This is a genomic window from Cupriavidus sp. R6-3 (assembly GCF_059772245.1).
Genome location: NZ_JCBAJO010000309.1, coordinates 1 through 4,492, shown reverse-complemented (window position 1 = coordinate 4,492; position 4,492 = coordinate 1). Strand labels below are relative to the sequence as shown.

Sequence of the window (4,492 nt, the reverse complement as noted above, 5' to 3'; positions counted from 1 at the left end):
GCTGGCGCCGGTGCTGGCGCCGTTGTTGGTGTTGCCGCCGCGGAAGTCGGTCACATACCAGCCCGAACCCTTGAGCTGGAAACCGGCCGCGGTCAGCTGTTTCTTGAAGGCCCCCGCCGTATTGCAGGATGGGCAGTCGGTGAGCGGGGCATCGCTCATTTTCTGCAGCACATCGCGCCCATGGCCGCAGGCGTCGCAACGGTAGGCATAGATCGGCATCGTGGCTCTCCGGGAGATCCCCATTGGGTCAACAACGGGGGTCAACAAAGGGGTCAACAAAAAATCAAAGGAAATCAACGCGCGCGGCCGGCGCGGCGTTCCGGGCTGTCGCCCGCCACCGTCCGGCCATGCAAAGCCTTGAATTATAAACCGTTTGGGCGCCGTTGCCGCCGGAAAAGCGGCCTGCCTGGGGCGCAGACCGGCCGATTGAGGGGATTCGGCCGGATCGACGCCGGATTGGCGGCAGATGGGCCCCGGATTCGACTCGGATCGGCCCCGGATTTGCCGCGAATCCGCTCCGGAATCGCCCGGGTTCAGCGCCTCGCTTCAGCCCGGATGTTCAGCCCGGATTGGCGTGCGCCAGCCCTTTCGCGCCGCGATCACGCGATATGCACTTCCTTGACCGGCGGGCGGTCGCCTATCCATTGCGGCAGCAGCGAGCCGACCAGCATGCCGCCCAGCGAGAACAAAAGGCCGACCATCTGCGGCGGCACCGCGGCCTCGGAGAACAGGATCTCGCAGACCAGCCACGAGCTCAGGCCCAGCAGGATCGCCGCCAGGCCGCCCTGGCGCGTGGCGCGCTTCCAGAACAGGCCGAAGGCCAGCGGCACGAACGACGACACCAGCGTGACCTTGTAGGCATTCTCGACCATGTGGAAGATCGACAGGTGCGAGTTCAGCGCGAACAGCGTGACCAGGACGGTAAACACCAGCACGACCGCCTGCATCACCCGCAGGAAGCGCCTGTCGTCGAGATGGCGGAAATACGGCCGCAGGATGTTCTCGGCGAACGTCACCGACGGCGCCAGCAGCGTGGCCGACGCGCAGCTCTTGATCGCCGACAGCAGCGCGCCGAAGAACATCACCTGGGCGAACAGCGGCGCATGGTCCAGGATCAGCGTCGGCAGGATCAGCTGCGAATCGGTATTGATATAGCGCTGCACCATCGCCGGATCGATCAGCGTGGCCGAGTACGCCAGGAACATCGGGATGAAGGCGAAGCAGAAGTACAGCACGCCGCCCAGCACCGAGGCGCGGCCGGCGATCTGCTCGGTGCGCGACGACGTGACGCGCTGGAACACGTCCTGCTGCGGGATCGAGCCGAGCATCATCGTCGACAGCGCGGCGGCAAAGCCGATGATCTGGATCAGGTCGAGCTCCGGCAGGAACTCGAACTTGCCCGCCGCGGCCGCGTGCGACACCACCGCCGACACGCCGCCGGCCTGGCCGCTGACCTCGTAGCCGATATACAGCATGCCGATCACGATGATGATCATCTGGATGAAGTCGGTGATCGCCACCGACCACATGCCGCCGAACAGCGTGTAGACCAGCACGCTGGCGGCGCCGATCATCATGCCGGCGTCCTGCGACAGGGCGCCGTCCGACACCGTATAGAACACCAGCCCCAGCGCCTTGATCTGCGCCGCGACCCAGCCCAGGTAGGACACCACGATGCACAGCGTGGTCAGGATCTCGGCCAGGCGCCCATAGCGGTTGTGATAGTAGTCGCCGATCGTCAGCAGGTTCATCCGGTACAGCGGACGGGCGAAGAACAGGCCGACCAGGATCAGGCACAGCGACGAGCCGAACGGGTCGGAGACGACGCCGGACAGCCCCTCCTTCAGGAATACCGCCGGAATGCCGAGCACCGTCTCGGAGCCGAACCAGGTCGCGAACACGGTCGCGGTGACCACGTAGAACGGCAGGCTGCGGCCGGCCACGGCGAAATCGGTCGTGTTGCGCACGCGCAGCGCGGCCCACAGGCCGATGCCGACCGAGATTACCCAGTAGATGATGACAAACCAGATCAGCATGCTGCTGCCCTATCCCAAAGAGCCCAGGGGCCAAGAAACCGAATGGCGGACGGCGGCAAGGTGCGCGCGTCCGCAGTCCAATTCATCGGTCGGGGCCGCGTGGGTGGCGGATCGGGTGCCCTGGGAGGAGCACTGGCCTGCGGTCGTAGCCGAATCAAGACGCGGATTATAGCGATGCAAGCGACGATACAAGCCCGTTGTGCCAAAAAAATTGGCAGCCGGGCGGGGCATCGGCCCGCACAGGGTCAGCGGCCGATATAGGCCAAACCGTCGGCCAACGGCGGGTCAACATCGGGCCACCATCGGGTCAACATCGGGCCAGCCGGCAGCCAGGCCAACCCCGGCCAAACCCTCAACCGAACCAGTCCGCCAGCTGCGTCAGCACCAGCGCGATGGTCACGGCGCCGCCCAGCAGCAGCCCGATCGCCAGCATCCGGTTGGTGCGGCGCTGCTCGACCACCAGCGCGGCCAGCAGGCGGTCCTGCTGGCTGTTGTTGACCAGCGCGCGGCGCTCCAGGAACTGGTGGGCCAGGCGGGGAAAGTCGGGCAGCATCTTGGCCCACTGCGGCGCCTCGACCTGGATGCGTTCCCAGGCGCCGCGCCAGCCGACCTGCTCGTGCATCCAGCGTTCCAGGTAGGGCTTGGCGGTCTTCCACAGGTCCAGGTCCGGATCCAATTGCCGGCCGAGCCCCTCGATATTGAGCAGCGTCTTCTGCAGCAGCACCAGCTGCGGCTGGATCTCGACGTTGAAGCGGCGCGAGGTCTGGAACAGCCGCATCAGCACCATGCCCAGCGAGATTTCCTTCAGCGGCTTGTCGAAGTACGGCTCGCAGCAGGCGCGCACCGCGCTCTCGAGCTCCTCGACCCGGGTCTGCGGCGGCACCCAGCCCGATTCCACGTGCAGCAGCGCGACGCGGTGGTAGTCGCGGCGGAAGAAGGCAATGAAGTTCTGCGCCAGGTAGTTCTTGTCGAACTCCGACAGCGCGCCGACGATGCCGAAGTCCAGCGCGATATAGCGGCCGAAGGTCTCGGGCTGCACCGATACCAGGATGTTGCCGGGGTGCATGTCGGCGTGGAAGAAGCCGTCGCGGAACACCTGGGTGAAGAAGATCTCGACGCCCTCCTCCGCCAGCCGGTGCAGGTCGACCCCGGCGGCCTTCAGCGATTCCGTGCGCGAGATCGGGATGCCGTGCATCCGCTCCATCACGAACACCTCGCTGCTGCAGAAGTCCCAGAACACTTCGGGCACCAGCAGCAGTTCGGTGTCCTGGAAATTGCGGCGCAGCTGGCTGGCGTTGGCCGCCTCGATCATCAGGTCCAGCTCGTCGTGCAGGTACTTGTCGAACTCGGCGACCACCTCGCGCGGCTTGAGCCGCTTGCCGTCGGCCGAGACCCGCTCGATCCAGATCGCGACGTCGCGCATCAGCGCCAGGTCGCTGTCGATCACCGGCAGCATGCCGGGGCGCAGCACCTTGACCGCTACCTCGCGGCCGCGGTGCGTGCCGGCCTTCAGCGTGGCGAAGTGCACCTGCGCGATCGACGCGCTGGCGACCGGCTGGTATTCGAAGGTCTCGAACAGCTGGGTCAGCGGCCGGCCCAGCGAGCGCTCGATGATGGCGACCGCGACGGCCGGATCGAACGGCGGCACCTGGTCCTGCAGCAGCGCCAGTTCATCGGCGATGTCGGCCGGCAGCAGGTCGCGCCGGGTCGACAGCACCTGGCCGAACTTGACGAAGATCGGCCCCAGCCGCGTCAGCGCCAGCCGCAGCCGCACGCCGCGCGGCACGGTATCGAGCCGGCGGCCGATCGTGATGACCCTGACCAGCAGGCGGATATGCCGGTTCTGGAAACCGGACAGCACCAGCTCGTCCAGGCCGTAATAGAAGATGACAAAGGCGATCTTGCAGAGGCGCAGGAAACGGGTCATGCAGGTCTTGTTGGTAAGCCGGCCGGATCGGGGCGCGCTGTTGCGCGTCCTTGCCGCCGGCAGGCGGGATTCTCGTCAGCGGTTCCGCGGTCGGCGCGGTTGGCCCGGTGGCTCCGGTTCAGCGATGCGCGGACGGCAGCCGGGCGGGGCCGGTACCGGTGCCAGCGCCGGAGCCAGCACCCGTGCCGCGCTCCAGCCGCTCCAGGCGCTTTTCCAGCCGGGCCAGATCGTCGCGCAACGCGGCCACGTCGGCGCGGAAATCGTCCAGCGCGGCATGGCGGACCAGCGTCGGCTGTTCGTCCAGCAGGTATTCGGTCACGTTCTCGACCAGCGCCCGCCCGACCCGCAGCGCGCCGGCATGGGCCTGCTGCGCGCCGTCCACCAGCCGCTGCGCGACGCTGTCGCCGACGGTGCCGCCCATCACGGCACGCAAGGCCCGCGCCAGATCCTCCGCGGCATCCCAGCGCAGGCTGCGCGCCAGCGTCGACACGGTATTGGCCAGCTCGGCATCGCCCTCCAGACGCACATG

General features: G+C 67.1%; 4 protein-coding genes. All 4 read right to left on the bottom strand.

From position 1 onward, the window contains the following. Nucleotides 1–219 (bottom strand): FmdB family zinc ribbon protein (locus tag AC6EI8_RS24565; protein WP_498383132.1); only part of this gene is annotated, 219 nt, incomplete at its 3' end. 380 nt (nucleotides 220–599) lie between these two features. Next, nucleotides 600–2,036, bottom strand: a complete 1,437-nt coding sequence (locus AC6EI8_RS24560) for a high affinity choline transporter 1 (RefSeq protein WP_226108535.1) — start codon at nucleotides 2,034–2,036, stop codon at nucleotides 600–602. A gap of 352 nt (nucleotides 2,037–2,388) precedes the next feature. Further along, entirely contained in the window at nucleotides 2,389–3,963 is a 1,575-nt protein-coding gene (gene ubiB / locus AC6EI8_RS24555) for a ubiquinone biosynthesis regulatory protein kinase UbiB (RefSeq protein ID WP_150084475.1), read from the bottom strand. Nucleotides 3,964–4,081: 118 nt separating this feature from the next. After that, nucleotides 4,082–4,492, bottom strand: a 411-nt coding sequence (locus AC6EI8_RS24550) for a ubiquinone biosynthesis accessory factor UbiJ (RefSeq protein ID WP_498383131.1), incomplete at its 5' end; no start/stop codon positions are given.

What these genes read in the sequence shown, in the direction of transcription:
- AC6EI8_RS24560 (WP_226108535.1), bottom strand. Translation starts at nt 2,036, where the DNA reads ATGCTGATCTGGTTTGTCATCATCTACTGGGTAATCTCGGTCGGCATC.
- ubiB (WP_150084475.1), bottom strand. Translation starts at nt 3,963, where the DNA reads ATGACCCGTTTCCTGCGCCTCTGCAAGATCGCCTTTGTCATCTTCTAT.